Origin of the sequence: Komagataeibacter diospyri, assembly GCF_006538165.1 — a bacterium.
Classification (GTDB): domain Bacteria; phylum Pseudomonadota; class Alphaproteobacteria; order Acetobacterales; family Acetobacteraceae; genus Komagataeibacter; species Komagataeibacter diospyri.
In genome coordinates this window covers 1-26,844 of the sequence record NZ_BDLU01000067.1, presented here as the reverse complement: position 1 = coordinate 26,844, position 26,844 = coordinate 1, and the positions used below count along the sequence as shown (strand labels likewise).

General features: G+C 57.2%; 21 protein-coding genes and 1 pseudogene. 16 read left to right on the top strand and 6 right to left on the bottom strand.

Annotated elements, in window-relative coordinates; genetic code table 11:
• Positions 1-99: 99 nt before the first annotated feature.
• The 3 genes from MSKU9_RS16170 to MSKU9_RS16160 all read right to left on the bottom strand — a co-directional run bounded on the left by MSKU9_RS16170 (position 100) and on the right by MSKU9_RS16160 (position 3,444).
• Positions 100-975: a LysR family transcriptional regulator gene (locus tag MSKU9_RS16170; RefSeq protein WP_141262411.1), complete on the bottom strand. Its 876-nt coding sequence runs from the start codon at positions 973-975 to the stop codon at positions 100-102.
• A gap of 128 nt (positions 976-1,103) precedes the next feature.
• The gene (locus MSKU9_RS16165; protein ID WP_227002524.1) at positions 1,104-2,069 is read right to left on the bottom strand and encodes a LysR family transcriptional regulator; all 966 of its coding nucleotides are present in this window, start codon (positions 2,067-2,069) and stop codon (positions 1,104-1,106) included.
• Complete coding sequence (locus tag MSKU9_RS16160) at positions 2,032-3,444, bottom strand: amidohydrolase (protein ID WP_141262412.1); 1,413 nt, start codon at positions 3,442-3,444, stop codon at positions 2,032-2,034. Before MSKU9_RS16160 ends, MSKU9_RS16165 begins: the two co-directional genes overlap by 38 nt.
• Positions 3,445-3,824: 380 nt before the next feature.
• Here MSKU9_RS16160 and MSKU9_RS16155 point away from each other — a divergent pair, with 380 nt between their 5' ends.
• The 7 genes from MSKU9_RS16155 to MSKU9_RS16125 all read left to right on the top strand — a co-directional run bounded on the left by MSKU9_RS16155 (position 3,825) and on the right by MSKU9_RS16125 (position 13,658).
• Positions 3,825-6,134, top strand: a complete 2,310-nt coding sequence (locus MSKU9_RS16155; protein WP_162515752.1) for a TonB-dependent receptor — start codon at positions 3,825-3,827, stop codon at positions 6,132-6,134.
• Positions 6,135-6,214: 80 nt separating this feature from the next.
• Positions 6,215-7,513, top strand: a complete 1,299-nt coding sequence (locus MSKU9_RS16150; RefSeq protein ID WP_162515751.1) for an MFS transporter — start codon at positions 6,215-6,217, stop codon at positions 7,511-7,513.
• 23 nt (positions 7,514-7,536) lie between these two features.
• Positions 7,537-8,853: a CapA family protein gene (locus MSKU9_RS16145; RefSeq protein WP_141262408.1), complete on the top strand. Its 1,317-nt coding sequence runs from the start codon at positions 7,537-7,539 to the stop codon at positions 8,851-8,853.
• Positions 8,854-8,977: 124 nt separating this feature from the next.
• Positions 8,978-9,400 (top strand): VOC family protein, encoded by a 423-nt coding sequence (locus MSKU9_RS16140; RefSeq protein ID WP_141262407.1) that lies wholly within the window; start codon positions 8,978-8,980, stop codon positions 9,398-9,400.
• 9 nt (positions 9,401-9,409) lie between these two features.
• Entirely contained in the window at positions 9,410-10,699 is a 1,290-nt protein-coding gene (locus MSKU9_RS16135; RefSeq protein ID WP_141262406.1) for a Zn-dependent hydrolase, read from the top strand.
• A gap of 105 nt (positions 10,700-10,804) precedes the next feature.
• Complete coding sequence (locus MSKU9_RS16130) at positions 10,805-11,767, top strand: NAD(P)-dependent oxidoreductase (protein ID WP_306343025.1); 963 nt, start codon at positions 10,805-10,807, stop codon at positions 11,765-11,767.
• Between the two features lie 991 nt (positions 11,768-12,758).
• Positions 12,759-13,658, top strand: a complete 900-nt coding sequence (locus tag MSKU9_RS16125; RefSeq protein WP_141262404.1) for a MurR/RpiR family transcriptional regulator — start codon at positions 12,759-12,761, stop codon at positions 13,656-13,658.
• A 32-nt stretch (positions 13,659-13,690) separates the two neighbouring features.
• Here the strand turns inward: MSKU9_RS16125 and MSKU9_RS16120 are convergent, their stop codons facing one another.
• From MSKU9_RS16120 to iolD, 3 genes are read right to left on the bottom strand one after another with little or no spacing between them, the layout of a single operon-like run.
• Positions 13,691-14,512 carry an SDR family oxidoreductase gene (locus tag MSKU9_RS16120; protein ID WP_141262403.1) on the bottom strand — a complete coding sequence of 274 codons (822 nt, stop codon included), beginning with the start codon at positions 14,510-14,512 and terminating at the stop codon, positions 13,691-13,693.
• A complete protein-coding gene (gene iolE, locus MSKU9_RS16115) occupies positions 14,509-15,408 on the bottom strand; it encodes a myo-inosose-2 dehydratase (protein WP_141262402.1) in 900 nt (299 codons plus the stop codon). Before iolE ends, MSKU9_RS16120 begins: the two co-directional genes overlap by 4 nt.
• Positions 15,409-15,413: 5 nt before the next feature.
• Complete coding sequence (gene iolD / locus MSKU9_RS16110) at positions 15,414-17,285, bottom strand: 3D-(3,5/4)-trihydroxycyclohexane-1,2-dione acylhydrolase (decyclizing) (protein WP_141262401.1); 1,872 nt, start codon at positions 17,283-17,285, stop codon at positions 15,414-15,416.
• 441 nt (positions 17,286-17,726) lie between these two features.
• Between iolD and MSKU9_RS16105 the strand changes: the two genes are divergently transcribed.
• The 9 genes and pseudogenes from MSKU9_RS16105 to MSKU9_RS16065 form a co-directional block, all read left to right on the top strand.
• Positions 17,727-19,163: an NAD-dependent succinate-semialdehyde dehydrogenase gene (locus MSKU9_RS16105; protein WP_141262400.1), complete on the top strand. Its 1,437-nt coding sequence runs from the start codon at positions 17,727-17,729 to the stop codon at positions 19,161-19,163.
• 1 nt (position 19,164) lies between these two features.
• Positions 19,165-19,980, top strand: coding sequence for an HpcH/HpaI aldolase family protein (locus MSKU9_RS16100; RefSeq protein WP_141262399.1), 816 nt, complete (start codon positions 19,165-19,167; stop codon positions 19,978-19,980).
• A complete protein-coding gene (locus MSKU9_RS16095) occupies positions 19,980-20,942 on the top strand; it encodes a hydroxyacid dehydrogenase (protein ID WP_141262398.1) in 963 nt (320 codons plus the stop codon). The genes MSKU9_RS16100 and MSKU9_RS16095 overlap by 1 nt, the downstream gene beginning before the upstream one ends.
• Positions 20,939-22,117 carry a Gfo/Idh/MocA family protein gene (locus MSKU9_RS16090; protein WP_141262397.1) on the top strand — a complete coding sequence of 393 codons (1,179 nt, stop codon included), beginning with the start codon at positions 20,939-20,941 and terminating at the stop codon, positions 22,115-22,117. The genes MSKU9_RS16095 and MSKU9_RS16090 overlap by 4 nt, the downstream gene beginning before the upstream one ends.
• 36 nt (positions 22,118-22,153) lie before the next feature.
• Complete coding sequence (locus MSKU9_RS16085) at positions 22,154-23,278, top strand: Gfo/Idh/MocA family protein (protein ID WP_141262396.1); 1,125 nt, start codon at positions 22,154-22,156, stop codon at positions 23,276-23,278.
• Between the two features lie 42 nt (positions 23,279-23,320).
• A complete protein-coding gene (locus MSKU9_RS16080; RefSeq protein ID WP_141262395.1) occupies positions 23,321-23,878 on the top strand; it encodes a VOC family protein in 558 nt (185 codons plus the stop codon).
• Positions 23,879-24,304: 426 nt separating this feature from the next.
• Positions 24,305-25,807 (top strand): sugar porter family MFS transporter, encoded by a 1,503-nt coding sequence (locus MSKU9_RS16075; protein WP_306343024.1) that lies wholly within the window; start codon positions 24,305-24,307, stop codon positions 25,805-25,807.
• Between the two features lie 115 nt (positions 25,808-25,922).
• Positions 25,923-26,333, top strand: a complete 411-nt coding sequence (locus MSKU9_RS16070) for a tautomerase family protein (protein WP_141262393.1) — start codon at positions 25,923-25,925, stop codon at positions 26,331-26,333.
• Positions 26,334-26,466: 133 nt separating this feature from the next.
• Positions 26,467-26,773: pseudogene (locus MSKU9_RS16065) on the top strand (transposase); the annotation flags it as partial.
• Between the last annotated feature and the right edge of the window lie 71 nt (positions 26,774-26,844).

The window sequence follows — 26,844 nt, the reverse complement described above, 5'->3', positions numbered from 1 at the left end:
GCCGCGCCATTCATCTCGTTCAGAATCATGGTGACCCATAGATTCAGAACTCTCAGAAAAATGCAACTGTAGTGCTAATAAGCGGGAAGCACTTTTACTTTATGTGGTGGTTTGCGGCGTAAGCAGAATTTCCAGCAGATTGTTGATCAGTTTTCGTCGGGGTGTATTACGTTGGAATAGAAACCCAATTTTACGACAGGGGGCAGGCGCCGGTAATGCAATCTTTTTCAGGTGTACTCCGTCAGGCCACGGTAGCGCCCAGTCTGGCACAAGCGATACGCCTGTGCCCTGATTGACGATAACAGAGATGGCATCAAGGGAGTCCAGTTCCAGACGCTCATGTGGCCAGATACCGTTACGTCGTAAATATTCATGCGCCAACCGGCCTCCCCACTGATTTCGGTCATAGCGGATCAAAGGATAATTACGCAGGATTTCGTGTGGATCGGTTTCCTTGATGTTTCCCGATGTAATGACGACTAGTGGTTCCGAACGCAGTGTCTGCCATATACAGGTACCCGGAATATCAAACGGTGGTTCTACAATAAATGCAGCATCAATAAAGCCATCCATCACTGCGTTATAAAGGGCAGAGGACGAACCGGGCGTAATGCGTAGTTCAATACCAGGGAAAGATTCAAAAAACAGTTTCAGGTATGGTGGAAGAAGTCCGTTTGCAGCACTGGATATCGCACCCAGATTCAATTTTCCGGTTGGGGTCGTGCTGGTTGCAATTGCACATAGATCCTGCACGCTGGTAATGATGGCGCTGCTTTGTTCCAGAATGGCCAGCCCGTTTTCGGTTGGCTGAACGCTGCGGCCGTCGCGCTGTACCAGATTGCAGCCAATTTCCTGTTCCAACGTATGAATGCGCTGTGCCACTGTTGCTGGTGTCAGGCCTAACTGTCGCGCTGCAGCCGCAATTGACCCTTGTTCAACCACAATCAGGAAACTTTCGAGAAAGCGCGTGTCCATGGGAAGTGACTTTAATCCTGATGTTGAAAGCCAAAAAAAAGAGGAAATGGTCTATTGCAGGTCAATGACAGGTTTTTTGAATGCGTATCAAACAGAAATGGTCTGAAACAATAAAGTGCTGCATATTCTTAAAGTTGTTGGGGCTGCAGGAGCGGGACCATCTGCCGCAGCAGGTTCGCATGTGAAGAAGCATGCAGCCACAATACACCAATGTGACGTTGCAGCAGCGTATCGGGTAACGGGATCTTACGGATTCTGAGCCCCTCTGGCCACGGCTTCAGCCAATCCGGGACAAGGGAGACGCCCACTTTCTGACTAACCATCAGGGCTATGGCCTCGAGTGAATCCAGTTCCAGTTGCCGTGTTGGAAAAATCCGGGTTTCACGCAGATAGGCATCTGCTATCCGACCACCCCACTGGTTACGGTCATAACGAAGGAACATGTTTTTCTTCAGGATTTTTATGGGGTCCATTTCGGTGCAGTCTTCGGAAACCAGTACGACCATTGGTTCTGACAGGATGCGCTTCCAGCCGCATGCCTTGGGAATGGCAAACGGTGGCTCGACAATGATCGCGCCATCCAGTTGTCCTTCAACCACTTCATGATACAGTTTTGTTGACTGGCCTGGTGTTACATGCAGATCAATTTTTGGATAATCGAATAGGAACTTCCGCAGCATGAAGGGCAGGATGCCGGTCAGGGCTGTGGAGATTGCACCAAGTTTCAGTTCGCCCGCAAACTCATTATGCGTGGCCAGTGCCTTCAGATCTTCCACCCCACGGATCAGCAGGCGGCTTTTTTCAATAATACCCAGTCCTGCGGCCGTCGGCGTCACGCTGCGTCCGGCGCGTACCAGAAGCGGTTGTCTGATCTCGTCTTCCAATGCCTTGATACGTTGTGCAACGGCTGCGGGCGTCAGGCCAAGATGACGGGCTGCATCAGCTATGGAACCCCGTTCCACAATGGCGATAAAGCTTTCCAGAAAACGCGTGTCCATAGGAAGTCCCTTTTTTTCCGCGGAGGCGGGCGATTTGAACTGTCTTCCAGAACAGGTGTCAGTTCCTGACCCGTGCCTGGGCTGGTGGGTGGGCATCGTCAGGGATCGGGCTGACATAGGGGCATTCACCAAGACGGCGCGCGTGATCCGTGCGGGCACGCTCCAGCATCTGAGGCGACAGGAACAGGCGGGACGCGGTCATTGCCATTGCTTTGGCGACATGGATCATGCCACGATGTGCCATGGCCGATTTGCCCTGTGCCGTCATCTGCCATGAATGCAGTGGGGTACCGATGGCGCATGTAGCACCCAGCGCCTGAACGGTCGGAACGGTCCAACTGACATCCCCCACATCCGTTGAACCCAGGGTGAACGTACTGGCCGGTGGCAGAATAAAATCGGTCAAGGCGATGTCGCGTGGTTTCTGACCGATCTGCCTAAAAGCGGCAGTCACGTCATCAGGTGGCAGGGTTGCCTGAATCTGTCGGGCAAAAGCCTGTTCCCGTGCATCAAAGTCGGGGGGGCCAAGCTGTTCGAAACTGTCCTGCATGATCTGTTCCAGCGGTGGGCAGGCGAGCAGGTTGGCAACCCCGCCAGTGACCTGGCTATTGACAGTCGTGCCCGTCATCAGCGCGGCACCCTGTGCTACCTGTCGCACACGTTCGACCAGAGGGAACAGGTCAGCCAGTTCTTCCGTGCGAATGGAATAGCGCACCACGGCTTCGGACTGGACCACATTAGGGGCGACGCCACCAGCATTGATATAGGCATAATGAATGCGCGATGTCGGTAGCATATGTTCGCGCAGATAGTTGACGCCCACGTTCATCAGTTCCACCGCATCCAGCGCAGAACGTCCCAGATGTGGGCTGGCCGCTGCATGGGCAGATCGTCCGGTAAAGGTGAAATCCAGTCGCATATTGGCCAGCGACGTGGGCGGCAATACCCCACAAAAAGCAGTCGGATGCCATGAAATGGCAGCATCCACTCCGTCAAACGCACGGGCACGGACCATGAAACCTTTGCCCGCTCCGCCTTCTTCTGCCGGGCAACCATAATAACGTACCCGTCCCGGCAGTCCGTTTGCCGCAAGCCAGCGTCGGATGGCGGTTGCAGCCAGAAGTGATGCCGCACCCAGAAGGTTATGCCCGCATGCATGGCCGTTGGCATCACCCGTCGCGATGGGATGGCAGACGCCAGCCTGCGCGGCAAGGCCGGGCAGGGCGTCATATTCCCCCAGGAATGCAATGACCGGGCCGTCATGCCCGCTTTCACCCATGACTGCTGTGGCGATGCCGACCAGGTGCGGGGTGACGGCAAAACCCTGTTCATGCAACATCGCGGTATGTAGCGCGCATGAATGTGTTTCCTCGTAACACAGTTCCGGTGTGTCCCACACGGCGTCGCTCAATGTGATGGCGGCCTGTGCGGCAGCATCCACATATAAGCTGATGTCTTCGAGATTACGCATTGCCATGAACCAGTCCGTAGGAAGGGAAGGGATGGCTGCTGCGGCAGCCAAAACGTTACGGTATAATAATGTCAAATCCCGTTCCGACTATGCGATCATATACGATATTGGTTACAACAAAATGCTTTTTATCGTGGTCTTTCTGATATGGGTAAGGAGAAAATCATCATAAATCCGCAGTTTTTAGCCATTTATGTTCAGGACAAAAAAGTTATTGCATAGTTTTAATATCTTTTGAACCAAGAAGTAACGCCTGTTTGTTTCGAAAGGAATATGTTCTGAATACGCAACATGAGTGTTCCGATCTGGTCGCCCTGGTCGGTGGTATGGAACAGGAGTTCACGATGTTTGCGATCCAGCAGAAGCGACAGAAATCGGTTATGAAGCATGCGTTTCGCAGCTTCCTTATGTTGTCCGTCTATACCGGATGTGTGCCGGTCGAAGCGGCCCTGGCAGATGATGTAAAGGGTGCTGGGCATGGCAAGGCGCCGGTGGCATCGCATGCTGCATCCCCGGTATCGGTGCAGACCCATGCTGCGCCTGAAGTCATCAAGGTCACCCGTGGACGTCGCGCGTTCGCTTTTGGTGCGGACCAGCACAAGGCAGGCAATATCACCAACCTGACGGCGGAGGAACTGGTCACGCATCATGTCACTACCGTTCAGGATATCCAGAACCTTGTCCCGAACCTGACCATCCAGACCGAAGGCGGTTCCAACGTTCCGGATTATTATCTGCGTGGCATTGGCATGCAGGATTACACACAGAACAACATGTCATCCGTCATGACCTATTTTGACGGTGTGCCCTATACCATTACGTCCATGAGCTCAGGGCAGATGTTCGATGTGGCATCCATTGGTGTCGAACCGGGCCCGGTGGGGTTTGAGCACGGACTGGCTGATACCGGTGGTGAAGTGCGGATCACCACCAACGACCCGACCAAGACCCTGCATTATGGCGTGTCGGAAGACATTGCCAGCTATGCCCGCAGCAAGACCAATTTCTATGTTTCTGCCCCGATCACCAGACGCCTGCAGTTCCGTATAGCGGGGCAGATGCTGCAGGGCGGTGCATTCCGCTACAACCGTGAAAACGGGGAATCGCTGGGCCGCGCAAACGAGGGCGCCCTGCGCGCCAAACTGGCCTGGCAGCCGGATGACAAGACGAATGTCAAGATAACGGGCAACTGGTCACAGGATTCGTCCGAGGCGGATGCGGGTTTCATTCTGGGGGATAACAGCAACATCCTGCCGCGTGACCGCGACATCTATGCCACCGGCTGGAACCTGAACCCGCAATACGCGAAACTGCTGGGCATTTCCCCCAAAAGTAAACCGTCGTACAATGATGTGCAGTGGGGTATCAATATTGATTTCGACCGTGACCTGGGGTGGAGCCACCTGACCACGGTATCGTCGTTCCAGCAGCAGCAGCGGCATGAATATATCGATCGTGATGCGGAAGCCTACCGTTCGGGGGATAGTTACCTGACGGGCAGCATGAATGTCTTTTCACAGGAAATCCGCCTGTCGGGTAATGTGCTCAATGACCGTCTGCACTGGGTCGCCGGCATGTATTACAACCGTGTGCGCGCATCGGGTGAAAACTGGTTCGATTATACTGACCGTCCCGGCAAGGATTATTTCCAGAACAGTGCCCATGAACAGCCGCAGCAGGATTTCGCGCAGTTCGTCAACCTGAGCTATAGCCTGACGCATAAGATCCGCCTGACCTTCGGCCTGGAACACCAGACCGATGACCGGCAGTTCATCAATGATGCCGTCTATCGTTACAACCCCACCACATTGGCCAAGACCTATACCCAGACATTTTCCAATCATGGCACCATGACGAACCAGTTTTCGGGCAAGGTCGGGATCAACTATCAGGTTCAGCCCAACGTGATGCTGTATGCCGATATCCGCCGTGGGGTGAAGCCAGGGGGCTTTACCGCCAACACCACCCTGACGGAACAGCAGGCAGCAGGCTTCAAGCCGGAATGGCTAATGGCGTATGAAGTCGGGTTCAAAAGCGAATTCTTCAACCATCGCCTGCGTATCAACGGCGCCGCGTTCTGGGATTCCTATCATGACCAGCAGTACTTCTCGTATATTCTGGTTCCCAACTGGGGCACTGTTGGCTCGTATGTAAATGTGCCGCGTTCGCACATTTTTGGCACGGAGCTGTCCATCAGCGCCAATCCGATCCGTGGTCTGACACTGACGCAGAATGTGGGCTATCAGCGCGGCACATATGATGATTTTCAGGTGCTGAACGTGCAGGCAGTCAGTGCATACAAAGCCGCGCATAATGAATGGAAGGCGTTTAACGACAGCTATAATGGTGCCGACATGGGTATTCCCAAGCTGACGCTGAACGGGACCATTTCGTACGAGACACGACCCGTATTCCGCAAATACGTCATCCGCATGGAAGGTGATTATTCATACCGTGGCGCGCAGGATACCGTGCCGCGCGGCACCGGCGGTTACCTGCTGCCGTCCTATTTCCTGATGAACGGCAGTGTAACCTTCCGTCCGGTCAAGGGGCCGTGGTCGGTCACGGCTTACGCCACCAATATCCTCAACCGTGACTACATCGTCAGCCGGACGCTTGCGACAACGGTCAACATGGGTATTTCCGGCCAGCCCCGGTTTGTCGGTGGCCGCTTCGCCTACAACTTCTGACCACCACGTAATGACCTGAAGCCATCTGCGGTCCCCACATGATCGGGGGGACCGCAGGCCGGGAAAATGGGATGGGGCCAATGAAAGATATCCAGACAAGACTGTATCACCGCCTGAACTGGCGCATCATGTCATGGATTATCGTGATCTATCTGATGGACAGCATAGATCGCACCAATCTGGGGTTTGCGCGGGCCCATATTTCGCAGGATGTCGGGTTGACGGCAGCACAGTTCGGTTTTGCCGCGGGTATCTTCTTTATCGGTCTGGTCCTGTTCGAAATACCGATCAGCCTGCTGGCATCGAAAGTCGGTGCACCGAAAACATTCGCCCGCATCATGGTCCTGTGGGGGCTGACATCGGCTGCGACCGGTTTCATCCATGACCGGCAGAACTTCTATATCCTGCGTTTCCTGCTAGGCGTGTTCGAGGCCGGTTTCGCACCCACCTGCACCTATTACCTGGCGCGCTGGTATCCGGCTGAACGGATGTCGGGCGTCATTTTCTGGCACCAGCTTTCGCTACCACTCGCCGGGATCATGATCGGTCCGGTATCGGGCTGGCTGCTGACGCATTTTGATCAGGTGGGCGGTCTTGCGGGCTGGCGGTGGATGTTCGTGATGGAAGGGCTGCCGTCCGTTCTGCTTGGTTTCATCATCGTATTTGTCCTGCCTTCCACGCCGCAGGATGCAAAATGGCTTTCACCACGCGAACGCACGGTAATCGAGGGATGGAGCGTGCGTGAGAACGTGCGTCACGGCACATTTTCCGCTGTTGTGCGCGATCCGGCGATTTACATGCTGTCACTGGGTTTTTTCGCGCTGATGGCTGGTATGTACATGCTGAATTTCTGGATGCCCTCCCTTATCCATGAAGCGGGCGTAAGTTCACCGCTTGCAGTCGGGCTGTATTCTTCCTTTCCCTATGCCGTCTCGGTTGCCTCCATGGCGTACTGGAGCGCGCGGTCGGACCGCAAAAAGGAACGCAGCTTTCACTGTTATGCCCCGGCGCTGCTGGCTGCTGGCTGCTTTCTCCTGACCACGGTCATACCGGATGTATTTGCCCTGCAGATGGTCGTGCTGGCGGGGGCGACGGCGGGGATCTACGCCTCATACGTCGTATTCTGGGCCCTGGCCGCCAACGTGTTCCAGGGCAGTGCCGCCACTGGCGGGTTCGCCCTGATCAATGCCATCGGACTATGGGGCGGTTTTGTCAGTCCCATGGTTGTCGGCAAGCTGACATCACTTACGGGCACCATGTCTGCCGGCATGGTGTGTATGGGGGGCACGGTGGCCGTGGGTGCCGCCATCCTGTGGTCGGTCACGCGAACCATCACCGGCACGCGTGCCGTGTCTGAAATACCTGCCGAAATTCTGTAATCATCAGCTGAAAGAAATAGAAAATGAAAGTCTGCCTGACTGGCGACAGCATTGTACTGCGGCGGTTGAACACGGATGTGGACCCGGTCTGCATGAAGCTGTTCGACATGATCCGTGACTGTGATGCGTCATTCACCAATCTGGAAATCATGCCCAGCGATTATCAGGGTGATCCGGCGCTGGATCATGGCGGGTCGCATTTCAGTGCACATCCATGGATTCTGGATGAACTGCAGGTTGCAGGCTTCGACCTGTTCGCAGCGGCGACCAATCACTGCCTTGATTACAGCATTTCGGGTCTGCGCCGGGCGATTTCGGAACTGAACCTGCGCGAGATCCTTTATGCTGGCGTGGGCCTGACGCTGGAAGAAGCGCGTCGCCCCGCCTATTACAGCCATCCTAACGGTACGGTTGGCATGCTGTCGTGCTGTTCCACCTTTGCCCGCGGGCAGGAAGCGGCGGACCAGACCCGCAGCATGCAGGGGCGGCCCGGCCTTAATCCGCTGCATTTCACCACGACCTATCAGGTCCGGTCGGAAGAACTGAAGATGCTGCGCAGCATCTCGACCGGTCTGGGGCTGGAAAAGATCAAGGAAGAGCAGATCAGGCTCGGCTTTGGCTATCCCGCGCCCGAAGGCACGCTGACACTTGATGGTACCCGTTTTGTCGAAGGTCCGGACACGCGTATCCTGACCACGCCCAGTCCGCGCGACCTGGAAGAAATCGGGCGCTGGGTGCGGGAGGCACGGGTCGTGTCCGATGTAGTGATTGTCAGCGTTCACACGCATGAAGTCGGTTACGACGAAAATGGCAATATCAGTTGGGAAAAGCCCGGTGCATTCCTTGAAACCTTCGCCCATGATGTGATTGATCAGGGGGCGGATATCGTGGTCTGCCACGGTCAGCACCTGCTCAAGGGCATGGAGATGTACAAGGGCAAGCCGATCTTCTACAGCCTTGGCAACTTTATTGGTCAGAATGAACTGGTCGATATGCTGCCTGAAGATTCCTATACCTTTTACAAGGTCAGCACCGACGTAACGCCGCATCAGGTGTACAAGACCCGCACGCAGAACGATACGAAGGGCTTCCCCGCCGACCGCCGCTTCTGGGAGACGCTGTTGCCTGTATGTGAATTCGATGGGGATGGCAGGCTGTCATCCATGGAAATCCATCCAGTATCGCTAGGACTGGGCAAGTCCGCGCATCGTCGTGGGCTGCCGTTTCTGGCGCAGGGCAGGGAAGGTCAGGAAATCCTTGAACGCTTCGCGGAACTGTGCCGCCCGTACGGGACGACATTCCGCAGCGAAGGCGGGAAGCTGGTGCTGGAGCAGGGTTAAAACTCTGCTTTCCACTATTGGGAAGATAGAAAACATTTCCTTTCGTATGAAGTCATATATTCATGTTATTTCGTGTAAAAGTCGCATGATATGAATACGTTACATGTAATTTTATGGTGTATTCATGGTTAATCCCTTCCATCTTGCCTTCCCCGTCGATGATCTTGCTGCAGCACGGAAATTCTATGGAACCGTTCTGGGCTGCCCGGAAGGGCGCAGCACGGATACATGGATCGATTTTGATCTGTATGGACATCAGATCGTGACACATCTGATCCCTGATGCCTGCCATCGTAACGAGGGCAAGGGCGCGGTTGACGGCCATAATGTGCCCATTCCGCATTTCGGTGTCGTGTTGGACATGGATGACTGGAAAATCCTGGCCGAGCGCGTGCGTGCCCATGGCGTTTCCTTCGGTATGGAACCGACCATCCGCTTTGTCGGGCTGCCGGGGGAACAGGCGACGATGTTTTTCTGTGACCCGGCGGGCAATGCGCTGGAATTCAAGGCATTCGCCGATATGACGCAGCTTTTCACCAAGCAGTAAGGATCTACAATGGCCAGTTCTCCCGTGTCCGCCACTGTCGTTCCTGTGCTGGATCCCGATCTGGGGCGCAGTGTGTTCGACAGGCTGCATGAAATCGGTTTTGACGGTCGGGGCATGACGCGCCCGTCCTACAGCGAGGGTGAAAACCTTGCTCATGGCGTGTTTGAAACCGTAGCCAGGGAACATGGCCTGGAGGTCCGCAGGGACTGGGCCGCCAACCTGTTTGTCACCCTGCCGGGTCGTAACCGTGACCTGCCGGTTGTCATGACCGGTTCCCATGCGGATACGGTTCCCTGTGGTGGCAACTTTGATGGTGCGGCCGGTGCCGTAGCGGGGCTGCTTGTACTATGCGCATGGGCACGGGCGGGGTATCAGCCCGAACGCGATGCCACTTTGATTGTGACCCGCGCGGAAGAAAGCGTGTGGTTTCCCCTGTCCTACCTGGGAAGCCGGACGGCCTTCGGCCTGCTTGACGCCACGGCACTGGCGACCCCACGCAGTGATGATGGCGTCAGCCTGCGTGACCACATGCTGGCCTGTGGCGCGCAGCCGGACCTGTGTGGCAGGGCGACAGTGCTGCAGCCCGCGCGGATCGACTGTTTTGTCGAACTGCATATCGAACAAGGGCCGGTGCTGATCGAAGCCGATGTGCCGGTCGGGATCGTGACGGGTATCTGTGGCAGCACGCGCTATCGTTCCGTTGTCATTCACGGGCAGTACGCCCATTCCGGCGCCACGCCGCGGCGGTTCCGCTCCGACGCGGTAATGGCGGGCGCAAGCATGATGATGGCGTTGGAAACGGCATGGAAACAGGTCGAAGCAGAGGGGGAAGAGATGACCCTGACCTTCGGCGTGTGCCAGACCGATCCGGCACAGGCCAACTTTGCCGCCGTTCCCGGCAGGCTGGAACTGGTCATTGACATCCGTTCGCGTGATGAAAACCTTCTCGAACGCATGAACGCGCTGGTCATTGAACAGGCGCGCCGGGCAGAAGCAGAATACAATGTGACGGTTGATCTTGGTCCGCGTACGCGCAGCACGCCGGCGATCATGGATGCCGTACTGCAGGCCGACGCGAAGAAGATCGCCTGCGCCCTGGATATTCCTGCCATTTCGATGCCAAGCGGGGCCGGACATGATGCGGCGACATTTGCGGGGCAGGGGATTCCGACCGAAATGTTGTTTGTGCGGAATGCCAATGGCAGCCATAACCCGGACGAAAGCATGGAATTCCCGGATTTCCTGAATGGCGTGCAGGTGCTGGAACATCTATTGCGCCAGCGCGCATCACGGGGCTGAATTGCACCTGTTATTTTAGTGGTTGCCAGATAGGCAGGCGGCAGGGAACGGGTTCAGGGAACCGGCTGTCTGCCCTGTTGGCATCCGCTTCCTTTTTTACGTATAATGCGGATTGAACCAATGGCGACCTGTTTCATAACGCAACCCATTCACCTTAGGGCCGTCCGGTTCATGCACGAACAGGGGTTCCAGACACGCTTCGCCAGTCAGCCAACCATGGAGGCGGTGATTGCAGAGGTCGGGGATGCGGAGGCAGTCATTACCCGTGATCTGGGCTTCAGCGCCGACGCCATTGCCGCGGCTCCCTGCCTGCGCATTATTGCCTGTCATGGATCGGGTACGAACCGGATTGCAGTTGCCGCCGCCGCCCGGCGCGGTATTCCCGTTACGCGGGCCGTCAATGCCAACAGCCGGTCTGTAGCCGAGATGACAATTGCCCTCATGCTGGCGGCGGCCCGCAGGATATGTGCCGCCGATACAGCCGTCCGGCAGGGAAACTGGGGTTTCCGTTATGAAGGTCCCGGGATCGAGCTGCATGGCAGGACGCTGGCACTGGTCGGGTTTGGGGCCATTGCCCGGCATGTGGCGCAGATTGCAGGGGCGGGACTGGGTATGAAGGTCATGGCGTGGTCCCCCAGCGTGCCGGAAGATGTTTTTGCAGCCCATGGAGCCGAGCGTGTTGAGGATATTGGCGATCTTCTGCGACAGGCCGATGTGCTGTCACTGCATCGTCCCGGTGATGCATCCGGCCGACCATTGCTGGACCGTCACCATCTTTCATTATTGAATCCCAGCAGCCTTATCGTGAACACAAGCCGGGGGAGCGCAATTGATACGCAGGCCCTGCGGGATCTACTGGTTGCGGGAGAGTTGCAGGCCGCTGCGCTTGATGTCCTGCCACACGAACCCCCTGCACCTGATGAGCCAGCACTGTCAGCTCCGTCACTTGTTCTGACACCACATATCGGGGCAACGACCGAAGACGCTTTGGTGCGGATGGCGATGATGTGCGTCCATCAGATCATGGATTGCCTTGCAGGTAAAACGCCTGCTCATGTTGTATCGTAATCCTGTTCTCTGGGGGCTGACTGAAAATGAATTGATTGATTTCAGTCAGTTATGATTAACGGGTTTGTGATCACCTGGTGAAATCATGATGCCCCCTGGATTTAAGTCACCTGAGCACGGTATCGCTGCGATGACCTGCATGACGCGGCATGGATGTTAAACGGCATGAGTGTCCCCCTCCGGAAAGGGATCAGGCACTCAAAAATGCTCCCTTTCTGAAGAACGGAGGTCACGATGGCCTTCATGGTGAATGGAAGGCCGGTTTGGGATGCTTGTTGTAAAGACAACAGAAAAAGATCCGGCGCACGCGTTTTATCGAAGGAAAGGCGATCCGCCGGAACCGTGGGATATCGTGACAGATATTATGCAAGGTGATCCGGTTGGGGCAGACATCCTTCGACCATCACCGTGAAAGACAGCATCTTCCCGGAATTGCTGCGCGGAAGGGAAGATTGTACGCTTTCCTTGAGGAAAACGTGGAGCGTCGGACCCTCGAACGGCTGAGCCTCAGGTCATGGCGGAGCTGAATCTGCATGGCCGAAAGCCGCCTGTGATGAACTGATGACCCATGCCGCCAAAAGGCAGTATGTTGCGCCGGCAGGTCATAGGAAAACCGATTCAGGCCGAAATACGTGAAAAGCAGGCCCGGTCGGTACGCTGCCATTATGTATCTGTCCCATAGAGATTCCTTCTACTCGCGGGAAAATAATGCACCATCAAGCCCAGGGACGAAACACCTACGGCAGTGCCTGTTTTCAATGCTCTTGCTGCATGCGGGAGTGCAGCCTATATTCCTTCAACGAAATCCCGAAAAAAGCGGTTGCCTTATGACCGGCATCTTTATGGAAAGCGGCATATGGTCAAGTAGCCAGAAAATATTATGGTATTACGCCGTCTCCGCCGGTAGGAAAGGCGTTGCGATCATAATGTTAACGTGGCGCGGGCGCCATCGGCCCGGGGCACGTTGTCCAGAATCGATAGTCAGGAAGTAATGAAGGTATCGAAAAAAAAACAGGCAGAGATCCCACATTCTCCTCCGGTCACATATGAGGAACTGATCCGCGTCATCCATGACCGATATGCCCGGTTGAGCAATTCCTACCAGAAGATTGCCCTGTATATCACACAGAATCCGAATGATGTCGCTGTTGATTCTGTCCATGTGGCTGCCGAGAAATGCGGCGTGCATGCGTCAGGCTGCGTCCGGTTCGCGCAGTCCCTCGGGTATCAGGGGTTCAAGGACCTTCAGGCCGTATTCCGCCGTCGCCTGTCCACGGCAGCCCTGGGGTTCAGCGCCCGTGTCAGGGCGCTGGAGGAAGAACTTGATACGCGTGAGGACCGGAGCGAAATGGGATTCATGCATGACCTGATCATGCGTGATATCTCATCGTTACAGGAATTGCTGGCCAATGTGACTGCGGAACAGATTGCGCAGGCAGTTGACCTTATGGACCGGGCCGATACGATTTACCTGATCGGTCAGCTACGTTCCGCGCCGGTGGTTGAACTGTTGCGCTATATGCTGACAATGCTTGGTAAACGCGCGGTCCTGCTGGATGCGGCGGGTGGTCTTGCAACCCACATGGCCCGGGCGATCCAGCCAACGGACATGCTGTTTGCTGTTTCATTCCGCTTCTACGCCAGTGAAGTCGTCAATATTATGGAAGAAACCGCGACCCGGAACATACCGGTAGTGGCGATCAGTGACAGCACCCTTTCCCCCCTGGCACGCAACGCAGACGTGCTGTTTTCTGTGCCAGAGCATGAATATACGTTTTCGCGCTCTCTGGCGGCGCCCATGTGTCTGACGCAGGGACTGATCGTAGCTCTTGCATCACGCCTGCAAAATGAATCCCGCAAGCCCCGGATCCCCGTCGTTACACAAAAATAACGGATGCTGCGATGGAACCGGGGCTGGGTGGATCAGACGGGCCAGCGCATCGGCCCGTCCGGGACGGGCATGCCACGTGCGGTTGCGCCCCAGACGGACTGATCGAAATTCACGATTGCGCCTGTCATGAGACCGGCATCGTCGGAAACGAGGAAGTTTACGGCACGGGCCACTTCCTCCGGTGCGACAAGTCGCCCGAAAGGAAGCCCGGCGGCTGCTTTTTCCATCCAGTCAGGATCATTCGTCTCGGCTGCCTGGATTTCGCGTTCCTTGTCCGACGCCATCCAGCCGATATTAAGCTGGTTGACGCGGATCCGGTTGGCCATGACGGAAAAGGCCGTATTGGCAGTCAGCGTGGCCAGTGCCCCCTTTGACGCGCAGTAGGCGCTAATGAATGGCTGGCCCGACAGCGCCGAGATGGAACCGATATTGCAGATTGCCCCTTCGGTTCCATCATGGATCATGTGCCGGACTGCTTCCTGCATCAGGAAATATGGCCCACGGACGTTGGTTGCGAAAATGCGGTCAAACAGGTCGGGATCCGTATCCAGTATGGTGCCCCGCTGCGTCAGCGCGCCGGAATTCACCAGCACATCCAGACGGCCAAAACGGTGATGCGTCCGGGCGATGACCGTCCTGCAGTCTGCGACGGATACAAGATCGGCGCGGATGAAGAATACGGGCACGCCGCAACTGTCCGAAATCTCCTGCGCCACGGCCGTCCCACGGGCCTCGCTTCGTCCCGTAATGGCGATACCTGCCGCACCTGCTGCGGCCAGGCGGCGCGCGATAGCCGCCCCAAGTCCCTGCGTGGCCCCTGTGACCACGCATACCCTGTCATCCATCCGGTTCATGACGCGACCCTGTATTCCGCCTGCGCCATAAGCTGCATAAGGGCGGCGTGTCCCTTGCGGGCCATTTCCAGCGGTGGGTTGACGGTCGGGTCCTGCTCGGCCTCGACAACAAACCAGCCTTCATACCCATAGGACGCAAGGCGTTCGATAACAGGCAGAAAATCGATCGAACCATCACCCGGTACGGTAAAGGCACCCTTTACGACCGCGTCAAGGAAGCTTTCGCTGCTGCGGTCAAGGCGATCGATCACGGCGTTGCGTACATCCTTGGTATGCACGTGGCTGATGCGGGTATGGTGCCTGTCGATTACGCGCAGCAGATCGCCACCCGCGAAATACATGTGTCCGGTATCAAACAGCAGGTGCAGCGCTTTGCCCGAATGTTTCATCAGCAGGTCAAGCTCGGTCTCGGTCTCGATCGGGGCGGCCATATGGTGGTGATAGGCAAGGGGCATGCCTTCATCGGCGCACCATTCGGCAAAGACCGTCATCCTGCGACCATAGGTGCGTATGTCCTCTTCCGAAAGGCGCGGTTTGGTCGTCAGCGGGGCGGACCGTATCCCCTGGATCGAACGGGCGGTTTCACCGTAAACGATGCATGGCGCGCCAGCGGCAATGAAAAAATCCATCTGGGCGCGGATGCGGTCTTTCTCCGCTTCCATGTCCCCATCCAGCAGCAGTCCGGAAAACCACCCCCCACACACTGAAATGCCATAGCGTTTCAGGGTCGGTCCCAGTTCGTTCATGTCCATGGGAAAGCGGCGTCCCGTTTCCATGCCGGTAAAGCCTGCCTCACTGGCCTGGCGCAGGCATTCCTCAAGACTGACATCATCGGACAGTTCCGCAAGGTCGTCATTCCACCATGCGATCGGTGCGATACCCAGTTTTGCCTTCATGGTCATTACACTCCCACACGCTGTTTCGCGCGGATTTCTTCTTGTTGTTTTCTTGCCGCCCGCACGGATTCGCGGGTGGAGACTTCCGGGACACCTACATCCCATTCCGCATCGCCTGGGGTCCAGGCGTGGGCGTCCGTGGTGATGGAAAGGATGGTGGTCCGGTCCGTGGTCCTGGCCCATTCCAGGGCCGCAGACAGTTCGGCCATGCTGTCGCACTTGCGTGCCAGCGCGCCCATGGATTCGGCATGTTTTACAAAATCGACATGCAGGGGATGGCTGGGATTCTGCACGTGGCAGTCAACAAGCAGGTTGTTGAAACCGGGCACGCCCTTGGCCTGCTGCAGGCGGTTGATGACCGCGAAGCCACCGTTGTCACAGACCACAACGATCATCTTATGGCCTGTCAGCACGGTGGAATAGATGTCGGAGTTCATCATCATGTAGGTGCCGTCACCAATCATGACGATGGGCGTGCCACCGGTTCCACCCGGCCCGCTACTGGCCATGGCATGGCCCCAGCCTGCTGCGATCTCGTACCCCATGCACGAAAAGCCGAATTCAAGGTCAAAGCTATTGGGGGCCTTGACCCGCCAGCCCTTGCACACTTCGCCGGGCAGGCCACCAGCTGCGGTAATGATGGTATCATTTTCCCCTGCCGCATCATTCACCGCGTGCACAACCTGTGCATATGTCGGCACGGGCGCGTTGGTGGGCGCCTGCAGTTTCGTCAGCAGGTCATCCCATTCACCAAACAGATGCCGTGCGCGCTGCATGCGTTGTGGGTCCGCCTTCCAGTCCCCCAGCAGCGCGTCGAATTCGGTTATGGTTTCCAGCGCGTCGCCTACAACCGCCAGCGCACGATGCTTGACCGCGTCAAACCGGGCCGTGTTAATGGAAATGAACCGTGCCGTCTGGCTGAATACAGTCCATGATCCGGTCGTGAAATCCTGCAGTCGCGTACCGATCGCCACGATGACATCCGCATCCCCCGCCAGTGCATTGGCCGAGGTGGAACCGATAATGCCGATCGGCCCCGCATGCGCTTCATGATAATGCGTGACGCTGCCCTTGCCCGCGATCGTTTCCACAATCGGGATGCCACGTTTTATTGCAAATGCGGCAACCGCGTCTTCCGCCAGTGAATACCGCACGCCGCCGCCTACGATCAGGAGTGGTTTCCTGGCCGTTTTCAGCAGGTCCACCGCCTGCGCCAGCCTGCGACGGTCCGGCCGGGGACGGGAAATGGCCCATACTTTTTCTTCAAAGAAGGTGACAGGATAATCAAAGGCGATTTCCTGAATATCCTGCGGCAGGGAAATAAAGGCCGGTCCACAATCACCCGGATCAAGCATTGTTGCCGTGGCCTGCGGCAGGGATGGAAGGATCTGCGCCGGGTGCATGATCCGGTCCCAGTAGCGGGTCACGGGCCGGAACGCATCATTGGCCGTTATTGTGGGATTATTGAAATGTTCAACCTGCTGCAGGACCGGATCGGGCAGGCGGGTTACGAATGTATCGCCAGCCAGCAGAAGTAAAGGCAGACGATTCGCATGCGCGGTGCCGGCGGCTGTCACCATATTCAGCGCGCCCGGCCCGATGGAGGACGCGGCGATCATGACCTGCCGTCGTCGCCGGGCCTTGGCGAAGCCCGTGGCGGCCAATGCCATGGATTGTTCATTCTGTCCGCGCCATGTGGGGAGTCTGTCCTGCACGGCTTCGAGTGCCTCGGACAGGCAACTGACATTGCCATGGCCAAAAATGCCAAAGACACCAGGAAAAAGCGGGACGCGCTGACCGTCGATTTCGGTGAACTGATTAACCAGCCATTGCACGATGGCCTGGGCTGTAGTGAGGCGGATTGTCGCCTGTGTCATTTCTGTTTCCTCCCTTGGCGGGTTGCGGTCACCATATCTAATTGCAATATACGTTGACAACACAATAAATACGCAACACTAATTGCAAATGTAAAAAAGGAAGAGAGGAGCTTGCTGATCCGGCCCGATGACTGGGAACGCCGTCCAACAGACGCAGGCGGATTGCTGGCTTGCCGGTGGTGAACGCCGCAATGCCGGGGCAGTTCACAATATTCCCATGGCTGCGTTGATGGGGCGGATGCCCGTTTTTTTGTCGGGATGCATGGAAAAGATGGTTCTGGTGCCGTCAATGCTGACGGATATGTGTTGGGCGGCAGGGCCAGAACGGGACTGATGGGCAGTTTTACCTGCGGGCGTGCATGACGTTCCGCCTGCTTCCACCGCAGAGGCGGTCAGGTCAGTCGCCGTATGTCGTGTCACAAAAATAATGAGGGCCCAATAATGTACACGAATTTCGGGTTGTTTATTGATGGCGAATGGCGTCAGGCGTCGGAAGGAAAAACCGAACCGGTCATAAGCCCGGTATCAGAAAGTCCACTTGGCGAAGTGCCCGGTGCTGGCGTGGTGGATACGCAGGCTGCCATTGACGCGGCACATATGGCGCTGGCGCGATGGTCCACCACGCCCGCCCATGATCGCGCTGAAGCCCTGCATGCCATTGCCAATGAAATGATCCGGCGCACGGAGGAAGCAGCCCGGATGATTTCCAGCGAAACTGGCAAGCCGCTGGCGCAGTCGCGTCGGGAATGGGGGCTGAGCATTGACCAGTTCCGGTGGTATGCGGAAGAAGCCCGCCGTATTTATGGGCGTATTATAGAAAGTCGCGTGCCGTCTGGCCGTTTCGAGGTCAGTCATGAACCGGTCGGCGTTGTCGCGGCGTTTACGGCATGGAACTTTCCCGCGTCCCTTCTGGCGCGCAAGATAGCGCCCGCGCTGGCGGCGGGCTGCCCGGTCATTGCCCGGCCGTCTTCCCAGACACCGGGTACCGCGATGGTCATGGTTGACTGTTGTCGGGCGGGAAACCTGCCGCCGGGTACGGTCAATCTGGTCGTGGGGTCTACGGATGCAACCTATCGGCCGATCATGGCGTCCAGGCTTGTGCGCAAGGTTTCACTGACCGGTTCCACGCGCATCGGGCAGCAGATGATCCGTGATGCAGCGGATACAATGAAAAAGGTGTCGATGGAACTGGGCGGGAATGCACCGCTGATCGTCTATGATGACGCCGATCTGGATATGGCCCTGAATACCGCGGCACAGGCGAAATTCGCCAATACCGGCCAGGTCTGCGTGGCGCCTGACCGTTTTTTCATCCACGACCGCCTGCATGATGCGTTTGTGAAGGGGTTTGTTACCCGCGCGAAGGCGATCAGGCTGGGGGACGGACTGGATGATGGCGTGGACATGGGCCCGCTCATCAACGGACACCGCCTGGCGGAAATGGAGGCCATTGTTGCCGATGCCGTGGCTGGTGGCGCAAAGGTGAATACCGGTGGTCAGCGGCCCGCGGGGTTCAATAATGGTTATTTCTATGAACCGACGGTTCTGACCGAAGTAACGGATGACATGCGCGTGATGGTGGATGAAAACTTCGGGCCGATTGCCGCGATTACCCGTTTTTCAAGTGATGACGAAGTCCTGACCCGCGCCAATGCGTCCGACATGGGGTTGGCCGCCTATGCCTTTACCCGTTCGCCCGCACGGGCGCGCCGCACGGTGGCGGAGCTGAAGGCGGGCATGGTCGGAATCAATTCCACGGCTCTTGCGGCAGCCGAGGCCCCTTTTGGGGGCACCAATTTCTCCGGCATGGGCCGGGAAGGGGGCAGCGAGGGCATTCTTGATTATCTGGATGTAAAACTGGCACAGGTGGTATTCTGACATGATCCCCAATCGCCTCAAACAGCTATGGGCCCAGGGGAAACCCACGCTCAATGGCTGGTGTTCCATCGGCAATCCCTTCACGGCCGAAATCATGGCGGCCCAGGGTTATGATTCAGTCACAATAGATGTGCAGCATGGTGCGCTTGATTACTCCAGCGTGCTGCCCATGATGCAGGCCATGCGTGCATCCGGCGTCGTGCCCATGGTCCGGGTGCCGTGGCTCGAACCCGGTGTCATCATGAAAATGCTAGACGCCGGGGCATACGGCGTGATCTGTCCCATGGTGAATACGGCGGCGCAGGCAGCTGAATTCGTAAGCTACATGCGCTATCCACCCTATGGGCAACGCAGTTTTGGTCCGACGCGCGTCTCATTCGCGGCAGGCAGCAATTATGCCAGCCAGGCCAATGACGAAATCCTGACCTTTGCCATGATCGAGACGCAGCAGGGCATGGATAACCTGACCGAAATTGCCGCAACCCCGGGACTTGACGGTATTTATGTCGGGCCTGCGGATCTGACGCTCAGCCTTGCGGGTGGACGTCTGGCTCCCGGCTTCGATCGGGAGGAACCGGAAATGATCGACAGGCTGCACGAGATCATCGCGGCCTGTCAGGACAGTGGCATTCGCGCTGCCCTGCATTGCGGCACGCCGGATTACGCCGCGCGTGCCATCGGGTGGGGTTTCAACATGACCACCGTATCGGGAGATTCCCGCCTGCTGGCTGCTGCTGCCGGGGCCAGTGTTGCGCAGTTTCGCAAGCTTGTCAGCCGTGATGGCGTGACGGTGCTGCAAGGGGGAGGAGGCTACTGATGCCCCATATACTGGTCGCAGGGCGCCTGCATTCGGCGGGTCTTGCGCTGCTCGACCGTACTCCCGGCGTGACCTATGATTATGTGGAGGAGATATCGGAGGAAAGCTATGCCCCGTTCATGGCCGATGTCGATGGCCTGATCCTGCGCACCCAGCCCCTGTCCGCAGCGACGGTGGAAAGGGCGTCACGGCTCAGGGTCGTCTCCCGGCATGGTGTGGGCTATGACGGCATTGACCTGCCCGCGCTGGACAGGCGCGACATCACCCTGTGTATCGTGGGCGACGTCAATTCGGTTTCCGTCGCTGAACATGCAATGACCCTGATACTTGCCTGTGCCAAATATCTGGTCCGCGCGGATCAGGCCGTGCGCCACGGCCAGTGGGACTGGCGTAACAGGCTCATGGCGGGCGAAGTGGGGGGCAGGCGGCTTCTGATACTGGGCTATGGCCGTACCGGGCGGCATCTTGCCACCATGGCCGCAGGCTTTGGCATGGAAATCAGGGCTTATGATCCCTATCTGTCCACCCGGGGAAAATGGCCCGCCGGTCCGGTCAGGGAAGTAGCGGACCTGCATGACGGGCTGGAATGGGCTGATATCATCTCGGTCAATGTGCCCAAGGGCGACCGGCCGCTTGTTGGTGAAGCTGAACTGCGGCGCGTCAGGTCAGGGGCGATCATCGTCAATACCGCGCGTGGTGGCATCGTGGACGAAGCCGCGCTGGCTGCGGCCATCCTTAACGGGCGTATCGCAGCTGCGGGGCTGGATGTGTTCGATCCCGAACCACCATCCGTCCACAATCCGTTAATCGGGCTGGATCAGGTCATCCTGACGCCCCACATCGCCGGACTGACCGCACAGGCGGCGGAGCGTATGGCGATCCATTGCGTACGAAATGTCCTGGATTTCTTTGCTGGCACACTTGATCCCACCCTTATCGTGAACAGGGAATTCGTCAAATGACCAAACGTAAGCTGCGTATTGGCCTGATTGGCAGCGGATTCATGGGCCGGACCCATGCCTTTGGCTATTCAACTGCATCAAAGGTATTCGACCTGCCCTTTCAGCCGGAACTGGTCTGTCTGGCCGATATTTCGGAAGAAGCTGCCGCCAGAGCGGCCGGAGCGCTGGGGTTTGCCCGCTCGACGGGTGACTGGCGGGCCCTTGTGACCGATCCCGACATAGACGTGATCAACATTACTGCCCCTAATGCCCTGCATAAGGAAATGGCACTTGCGGCAATAACGGAAGGGAAGCATGTCTACTGCGAAAAACCCTTGGCCCCCCTTGCCGCGGATGCGCGTGAAATGGCCGAAGCGGCAGAGGCAAGGGGTGTGAAAACGCAGGTTGGCTTTAATTACCTGTGCAACCCCATGTTCGCGCTGGCGCGTGACATGATCGCGGCGGGTGAACTGGGTGAAATTCGCGGGTATCGTGGCCTGCATGCGGAAGATTACATGGCGGACGCCACATCGCCCTTCACGTTCCGCCTTGACCCCGCGGGTGGCGGGGCGCTGGCCGATATTGGCAGCCACGCGCTGGCTACTGCCGAATACCTGATGGGACCGGCGGCAGGCGCGATTACACAGGTCATGGGGGACTGCGTTACGGTGATCGGATCGCGACCGGACGGGAAAGGCGGAACCCGTGCGGTGCAGGTGGACGATATAGGGCGCGCCTTCCTGCGGTTCGAAAACGGGGCGACGGGTTCGGTCGAAGGCAACTGGATCGCGACCGGGCGGACCATGCAGCATGATTTCGAGATATATGGCACGAAGGGCGCGCTGGCCTTTACCCAGCAGCGGTTTAATGAACTGCATTTCTTCTCGAGTGCTGATGCGCGGGGACGCAAGGGGTTCCGCCGTATTGAAGCCGGGCCTGATCACGCGCCCTACGGACTGTTCTGCGTGGCGCCGGGTCACCAGTTGGGATTCAATGACCTTAAGGCGATAGAAGTCGCACGATATCTGGAAGCACTGGCTGGCAATCAGCCCGAACCGTTCAATTTCCGCGCGGGCCTGCGCATCCAGACACTGGTGGAAGCCATTCATGCCTCAAGCCGGGCCGCTGCCTGGCGGGATGTACCGACGGACAGGGCGTTGCACCGGCAGGAATATCGGCAGCACGAGCAGGCGTGACGCCCACACGTCCCATCATTTCATGGAGGAATTCCCATGAACGCGTCGACACATGACAGGAAGATCCGCTACGCCGTGATCGGGTGCGGGCAGATTTCCCAGCAATCCTTTATTCCCGGTATCGAGCGGGCTGCCAATTCCACCCTGGCAGCCCTTGTGACCGGCGACATGAAAAAGGCGAAAGCCCTTGAGACCCGCTACGGTGTCCGGGTCTGGCATTATGATGAACTACCGGATCTTCTGGCGTCGGGGGATATTGACGCGGTCTATCTGGCGACGCCGAACGGGCTGCATCGGCAGTATGCGGTGCCGGTGCTGGAAGCGGGATTGCATCTTCTGCTTGAAAAACCCATGGCGACCAGTGTGGAGGATTGCGAAGCGATCCTGCAGGCCCAGCGCAGGGGGGGCGGCAGGCTTATGATCGCCTACCGCCTGCATTGTGAGCCGGGAACGGTGGAACTGGTTTCACGCTGCCGCAATGGGGATTTCGGCACCCTTGTCGGGTTCAGTTCGGTATTCGGGCAGGATGTGCCGCAGTCAAACCATCGTGCCCACGGTGGGTACTGGTCAGGCCCCGTACCGGACCTTGGCAATTACCCGATCAATGCGGTCCGCCATATGTTCGGGGCCGAACCAGTGGAGGTCACGGCCGTTGGCACGAGCACACCGGGCCGGAGCTTCAATTTTGACGATACGGTTTCGGTCGTGCTGCGGTTTGCTGATGGCCGGGTTGCCGATTTCATGGTCAGTTATGCCTGCGCACCGGTTGAAGGTCTGACCCTGTTCGGCAGCATGGGCAGCGTCAAGGTTGGGCCTTGCTATACCTTTGGTCCGTCTGTCGCCATTACCTACACCACGCTGATTGACGGAAAGGAAGACAGACATGTCCACGGCCCTGTCGAGCAGTTTGGGGGGGAAACCTTCTATTTCTCGGAATGTATCCTGCATGACCGCGATCCGGAACCCGATGGTGAAGACGGGTTGCGTGATGTCCGTATCCTGGTCGCGGTGGAGGCCGCCCTGCGTACCGGTCGCCCCCAGTCCCTGCCGCAGCTTGCTGCGCGACAGGGGATACATGAAGACCAGATCGTCATTCTGCCCCCGGTAGAGGAACCACAGGAAAGCGACCTGGTTGGCCTGATGCCACAGGCCGTTTCGTAACCCGTAACCATGCGGTCTTGAATTTATGCAAGGACAGAAATCATGATATTCACGACCTGTCCCCGGCCCCTCAATCATATCGGTATCAGCGTGCCGGATATCGACCGTGCCATTTCATGGTATGGGGAGGTTCTGGGCTATCGGCTGTTCAGTGGTCCGTTCGATCTGGTTGCCAGCCCACCGGCACTGGCGCAGTTTCAGGATGCGCTGGGAGAACGCTGTCAGCACGTGCGCATTGCGCATCTTTCAACGGGCGGGGGTGTGGGCATTGAACTGTTTCAGCCGGTTCTGCCCGGTTCCCTGTCCGGCACGACCGATATCCGTTTCGATCAGCCCGGTCCCTTTCACATATGCATAACGGACCCGGATATAGAAGGGCTGATCAACCGGATTGTTGAAACAGGAGGCGCGCAGATTTCAGAGATATGGGATGATCGCCCTCCATCCGGGATTTACAGGATGGTGTACTGCCGTGATCCGTTCGGTACCATTATCGAAATTCACACGCATTCCTATGAAATTGTACAGGGATGGCGGGCAGGGGGCAAAGTAAAGGAGCAGATGGCACCTTCCGACATATTCGAAACACAGCATGAATAAACGTATTTTGGCGCCCGTAGCGTACGTTCGGTCTTGTTCAGCAATATAATGTCGATACCTGCGGGACTGATCCATTTTTTCATAAATAAATAATTGTTCAAAAACCACAAATGGAGACAGGCGTTGAATGCATTATTCAATGTCTGTCCCATATTTTTTTATTTCGTTTTCACTCTGGTTTCGTGACTTTCTGCTTCTGGAAAAAGCCATGAAACTTTTTCCGCATCCGGTCCGGATGGAGCCATGGTGGCCGCAGCCAGCACGTTACAGGGCGCGGTCCGTGCGTCAGACAGGGATAAGGACAGGCCCGCAGGCGTGGTTTCCGGGCGAAGGCCGCCACCGCGCCGCATACTTTGCGACTGGATTCATTGAACGGCGCAGGATGTATTCCTGCGTCACTCTACCTGAACAGAACAGCAAGAACAAATGACTGTTGGAGTGGTAATGATGAAAGAACCCATAAAGAATATCATGTTTGTCCAATCGGACAGGCATGATGTGGTTTACGTGCTGCGAATATGCGCAATTGCGGCGTTGGGTGGCATCCTGTTCGGTTATGATACGGCGGTGATTTCGGGCGCGGTTGGATCGTTGCAGTCCTATTTCCACCTTTCACCGGCAGAAATCGGCTGGGCGGTCTCCAACGTGCTGCTTGGCTGTATCCTGGGGGCCGGGGTTTCTGGCTGGCTGGCGGACCGCTTTGGTCGCCGCCCCACTCTGGCCGTGTCCGCCGCACTGTTTACCGGATCGGCGATCGGAGCGGCGCTGGCGACTGGTTTTACATCCTTCGTGGTCTATCGCTTCATCGGCGGGGTCGCGGTGGGTGTGGCGTCCTCGATTTCACCCATGTACATGTCCGAAGTATCGCCAAAAGACATGCGCGGACGGGCGTTGTACATGGAACAGTTCGCCATTGTGGGTGGCCAGTTGATGGTTTTTATCGTCAACTACCTGATCGCCCGCAGCGCCAGCGAGGCATGGCTTATGAACGTGGGCTGGCGGTGGATGCTTGGATCGGAAGTCATACCGTGCATCGTATTCTGCATCGCGATTTTCTTCATGCCGGAATCCCCGCGCTGGCATGTCCTGCGTGGCCGTGATGACGATGCGATGCGGACCCTGACCCGCATTTCCAATGAACATCATGCCCGATCGGTCCTGACGGAAATCAAGGAATCGCTTGAACACAAGATCGAGACATCCGATCTGGGTCGGGCGGTCGCCTCAAAGGGGGCAAGGTGGATCATCTTCGTGGGGGCCATGGTCGCCATGCTGCAGCAGCTTACGGGCGTGAACAGCATGATGTACTATGCACCTCTGGTGCTGGGTTCGGTCAGTGGCAGCGTGCAGAACGCCCTGTTCCAGACCATATGGATCGGGGTGGCATCCGTATCGGGCGCGGTGCTGGGAAGCTGGATTATCGACCACAAGGGCCGGCTGCCGCTGTTCCGGTTCGGTTCGATCGGCATGATTATCGGGCTACTGGCCACCTCCTGGGCGCTTTATACACAGACGCATGGGTATTCCGCGCTGGTGGGCATGCTGATTTACATGCTGCTGTTCGGCCTGTCATGGGGACCGCTGACATGGGTGCTGATCGCCGAGATCTTTCCCAACCGGATCCGTGGCGTAGGCATGAGCATCGCGGTATCGGCCAACTGGGTGATGAACTTCATTGTCAGCCAGCTTTTCCCGATGATGGCGCAGAACCACAGGCTTGACGCGATGTTCCATGGCGCGCTGCCGATGTGGCTCTTTGCGCTCTTTACACTTTTCTCGTGGTGGTTCGTTGAGCGGTATGTGCCGGAAACGAAAGGCATCGCGCTGGAGAAGATCGAAAGCGTCATGCTGGCCCCAAAGCGCCGACGCGCGGCCAGCGCGCCAACGGTCCCGACAGATGGGCTGACGGATATGGTCGGCCGGAAATGAACCTGTCGGGGAAAAAGGGGAATATGGCAGATCCTGCCGCATGCCCGTTTGCGGGGACAGGTTGCGCCGGTCAGGACGGCGCGCCTGTTTCCTTTCATTCACAAGGAGAAAATTGATGCCGCTTTTACATTTTCACCTGCTGGAAGGGCGTACGGATGTTGAAATCCGAACCCTTCTCGACGCTGCCCATGAAGCCATGCTGGAAGCATTCGCCGTGCCGCGTCGTGACCGTTACCAGCTTGTATCGGAATACAAGCCGTCGCGCATGATTGTGGAGGATACGGGACTTGATATCCCGCGCACGGACAAGGTAGTGGTCGTGCAGATGTTCAGCCGCCCCCGCGGTGCTGACAAGACGGCCGAATTCTACCGCCTGCTGACTGAACGGCTGGAACAGGAATGCGGGATTGCCCCGTCTGATGTCATGATATCTGTTGTCGAAAATGAAGATGCCCACTGGTCCTTTGGCAATGGACGCGCCCAGTTTCTAACTGGTGAGCTTGGCGGGGGCAGGCCAGTTCACTGACTGGTATCCTGTCCGCACCATGGGGGTAGTATCATGCTCCCATGGTGCATGGATAGGGAGCAGAACAGTTTAGGCTCAGGACCCATTGATGTGAGAGAGGAAATCTGATTCAGGCTCTGCGAGGAGGCTGAAGATGAGTGATCTATATTGGCTGACAGACGAACAGATGGCTCTGTCTGCAGCCTTTTTTACCAAAGAGCCACGGCAGAGCGCGCGTTGACGACCGCCGCGTGCTGAGCGGCGTCATTTTTGTCAATCGGAACGGCTTGTGCTGGCGCGCTGCGCCTTGGGAATATGGGCTGCACAAGACGTTCTACAGTCGCTGGAAGCGCTGGGGCGAAATGGGTGTTTTTATGCGGATGATGGATGGCCTGTCTGCTGAAAAAGCAGAGCCCCAGACCATTATGATTGATGCGACGTACCTCAAGGCACACGGGACTATCCTGAATTTTGTGCGGTGCAGTGATAATCTGCTCGAAGAGGAGCCCCCGCATGAGCATTGATAAAGATA

What these genes read in the sequence shown, in the direction of transcription:
- MSKU9_RS16075 (WP_306343024.1), top strand. Translation starts at nt 24,305, where the DNA reads ATGACTGTTGGAGTGGTAATGATGAAAGAACCCATAAAGAATATCATG.
- iolE (WP_141262402.1), bottom strand. Translation starts at nt 15,408, where the DNA reads ATGAAGGCAAAACTGGGTATCGCACCGATCGCATGGTGGAATGACGAC.
- MSKU9_RS16090 (WP_141262397.1), top strand. Translation starts at nt 20,939, where the DNA reads ATGACCAAACGTAAGCTGCGTATTGGCCTGATTGGCAGCGGATTCATG.
- MSKU9_RS16100 (WP_141262399.1), top strand. Translation starts at nt 19,165, where the DNA reads ATGATCCCCAATCGCCTCAAACAGCTATGGGCCCAGGGGAAACCCACG.
- MSKU9_RS16145 (WP_141262408.1), top strand. Translation starts at nt 7,537, where the DNA reads ATGAAAGTCTGCCTGACTGGCGACAGCATTGTACTGCGGCGGTTGAAC.
- MSKU9_RS16070 (WP_141262393.1), top strand. Translation starts at nt 25,923, where the DNA reads ATGCCGCTTTTACATTTTCACCTGCTGGAAGGGCGTACGGATGTTGAA.
- MSKU9_RS16125 (WP_141262404.1), top strand. Translation starts at nt 12,759, where the DNA reads ATGAAGGTATCGAAAAAAAAACAGGCAGAGATCCCACATTCTCCTCCG.
- MSKU9_RS16130 (WP_306343025.1), top strand. Translation starts at nt 10,805, where the DNA reads ATGCGGATTGAACCAATGGCGACCTGTTTCATAACGCAACCCATTCAC.
- MSKU9_RS16150 (WP_162515751.1), top strand. Translation starts at nt 6,215, where the DNA reads ATGAAAGATATCCAGACAAGACTGTATCACCGCCTGAACTGGCGCATC.
- MSKU9_RS16135 (WP_141262406.1), top strand. Translation starts at nt 9,410, where the DNA reads ATGGCCAGTTCTCCCGTGTCCGCCACTGTCGTTCCTGTGCTGGATCCC.
- iolD (WP_141262401.1), bottom strand. Translation starts at nt 17,285, where the DNA reads ATGACACAGGCGACAATCCGCCTCACTACAGCCCAGGCCATCGTGCAA.
- MSKU9_RS16170 (WP_141262411.1), bottom strand. Translation starts at nt 975, where the DNA reads ATGGACACGCGCTTTCTCGAAAGTTTCCTGATTGTGGTTGAACAAGGG.
- MSKU9_RS16140 (WP_141262407.1), top strand. Translation starts at nt 8,978, where the DNA reads ATGGTTAATCCCTTCCATCTTGCCTTCCCCGTCGATGATCTTGCTGCA.
- MSKU9_RS16120 (WP_141262403.1), bottom strand. Translation starts at nt 14,512, where the DNA reads ATGAACCGGATGGATGACAGGGTATGCGTGGTCACAGGGGCCACGCAG.
- MSKU9_RS16105 (WP_141262400.1), top strand. Translation starts at nt 17,727, where the DNA reads ATGTACACGAATTTCGGGTTGTTTATTGATGGCGAATGGCGTCAGGCG.
- MSKU9_RS16080 (WP_141262395.1), top strand. Translation starts at nt 23,321, where the DNA reads ATGATATTCACGACCTGTCCCCGGCCCCTCAATCATATCGGTATCAGC.
- MSKU9_RS16165 (WP_227002524.1), bottom strand. Translation starts at nt 2,069, where the DNA reads ATGCCCACCCACCAGCCCAGGCACGGGTCAGGAACTGACACCTGTTCT.
- MSKU9_RS16160 (WP_141262412.1), bottom strand. Translation starts at nt 3,444, where the DNA reads ATGCGTAATCTCGAAGACATCAGCTTATATGTGGATGCTGCCGCACAG.
- MSKU9_RS16155 (WP_162515752.1), top strand. Translation starts at nt 3,825, where the DNA reads ATGAAGCATGCGTTTCGCAGCTTCCTTATGTTGTCCGTCTATACCGGA.
- MSKU9_RS16095 (WP_141262398.1), top strand. Translation starts at nt 19,980, where the DNA reads ATGCCCCATATACTGGTCGCAGGGCGCCTGCATTCGGCGGGTCTTGCG.
- MSKU9_RS16085 (WP_141262396.1), top strand. Translation starts at nt 22,154, where the DNA reads ATGAACGCGTCGACACATGACAGGAAGATCCGCTACGCCGTGATCGGG.